This is a genomic window from Cellulomonas biazotea, from assembly GCF_004306155.1.
GTDB lineage: Bacteria > Actinomycetota > Actinomycetes > Actinomycetales > Cellulomonadaceae > Cellulomonas > Cellulomonas biazotea.
The window spans coordinates 1-1961 of record NZ_BIMR01000355.1 but is presented as its reverse complement, the minus strand read 5'-3'; the positions used below and the strand labels follow the sequence as shown (position 1 = coordinate 1961).

1 protein-coding gene and 1 pseudogene are annotated in these 1961 nt (G+C 78.2%); both read left to right on the top strand.

Features of this window, described 5'->3' with window-relative positions; translation table 11 throughout:
- Positions 1–260: pseudogene (locus CBZ_RS18440) on the top strand (hypothetical protein); the annotation flags it as partial.
- On the top strand, positions 253–1961 hold a 1709-nt coding region (locus CBZ_RS18435), incomplete at its 3' end, for a PHP domain-containing protein (RefSeq protein ID WP_246013536.1). The pseudogene CBZ_RS18440 and the gene CBZ_RS18435, both read left to right, overlap by 8 nt.

Here is a 1961-nt window from a genome sequence, read left to right as displayed (position 1 = left end):
GGCCGCAGGACGGCGCCGACCGGCGACCGGCCGTGCGCGACCGCGCGGTGGCCGGCTGGGCCGGGCCGTGGCTGCTGAGCGGCCGGTGGTGGGCACCCGGCGCGGGGACAGGGCAGCCGGGGGCGGCCGCCGTGCCCGGTGCGGGTGGTGGTCGTCAGCCGGGGCTGCGCGGGCACCTGCAGGTGACGTTCGACGACGGCGACGCTGTGCTGCTCGTCGGCGACGCGGACGGCTGGGCGTGCGAGGCGACGTATGACTGAGCGGACGACCGGACGGGCGGCGTCGGGCGCGTCGTTCCCGCCGCGCTACGCCGAGCTGCACGCCCACTCGGCGTTCAGCTTCCTCGACGGCGCCAGCCAGCCCGAGGAGCTCGCCGCGGAGGCCGCCCGGCTCGGGCTGGAGGCGCTCGCGCTGACCGACCACGACGGCCTCTACGGGGTGGTGCGGTTCTCCCAGGCCGCGAAGGCCGTCGGCATGCCCACGGCGTTCGGCGCCGAGCTGCACCTGCCCGCCCCCGACGGGCGGCGGCACCCGCACGAGCGCACGCGCGCGACCCCCGGCCTGGCGGTGCTCGACCCGCCGACGGGTGTCCCGGACCCGCGCGCGTCCCACCTGCTGGTGCTCGCGCGCGGCCCCGACGGGTACCGCGCCCTGTCCCGCTCGATCGCCGAGGCGCACCTGCGCACCGGAGAGAAGGGCGCGGCCGACTACCGGCTCGAGGAGCTCGCCGCGAACGCCGCCGGGCAGTGGCTGGTCCTCACCGGCTGCCGCAAGGGGACGGTCCGCCGGGCGCTCGCGGGGGGAGACCCGTCGGGGGTCGGCGGGGTGGCGCCCGGCGGCGTCGCCGCGGCGCGGACCGAGCTGGACCGGCTCGTCGCGCTGTTCGGCCGGGACAACGTCGCGGTCGAGGTCACCGCCACGGGCGACCCGTACGACTCGGAGCGGGCGGACGCGCTCGCCGCGCTCGCGGCCGACGCCAGGTTGCCGCTCGTCGCGACCGGCAACGTGCACTACGCGACCCCGCGCGACGCCGACCTCGCCGCGGCGCTCGCGGCCGTGCGGGCGCGCTCGTCGGTCGAGGACCTCGACGGCTGGCTGCCCGGGGCGCCGGTCGCGCACCTGCGCTCCGCGACGGAGATGCTCGCGCTGCACCGGCGGCACCCGTCGGCGGTCGGGACGGCCGCCGCGCTCGCCGCGGAGTGCGCGTTCGACCTGTCGCTCGTCGCGCCGCAGCTGCCGCCGTACCCGGTCCCCGACGGGCACACCGAGGCGACGTGGCTGCGCGAGCTCGTCCGGCAGGGGGCGCTCGAGCTGTACGGGCCGCCCGACGCGGAGCGTGTCCCGGGGGCGTACGCGCAGCTCGCGCACGAGCTGCGCGTCATCGAGGAGCTCGGCTTCCCCGGGTACTTCCTCGTCGTGTACGACCTGGTGAAGTTCTGCCGCGACCACGGCATCCTCGCGCAGGGCCGCGGGTCGGCCGCGAACTCGGCGGTCTGCTACGCGCTGCGCGTGACCGCCGTCGACGCGGTGCGGCACGGGCTGCTGTTCGAGCGGTTCCTCGCGCCCGAGCGGGACGGGCCGCCGGACATCGACGTCGACATCGAGTCGGCGCGGCGCGAGGAGGTCATCCAGTACGTCTTCGAGAAGCACGGCCGGTCGCACGCGGCGCAGGTCGCGAACGTCATCTCCTACCGGCCGCGCTCGGCGATCCGCGACGCCGCCCGCGCGCTCGGCTACGACGCGGGGCAGCAGGACGCGTGGGCGAAGTCGATCGAGCGGTGGGGGAGCCTGCGCCCGCCCGCACCGACATCGCCTGCACCGTCGCCGGTCCCGCCCGCGTCAGGCGCCGGACCCGTGACCCGACCACCCGCCGCCGGACCGCAGGGGGGACCGGCGGCGGGTCGCGCCGCCCGGCCGCACGACGGTCACGTCGGGCCCGTGCCCGGCGCGCCGTCATCGGC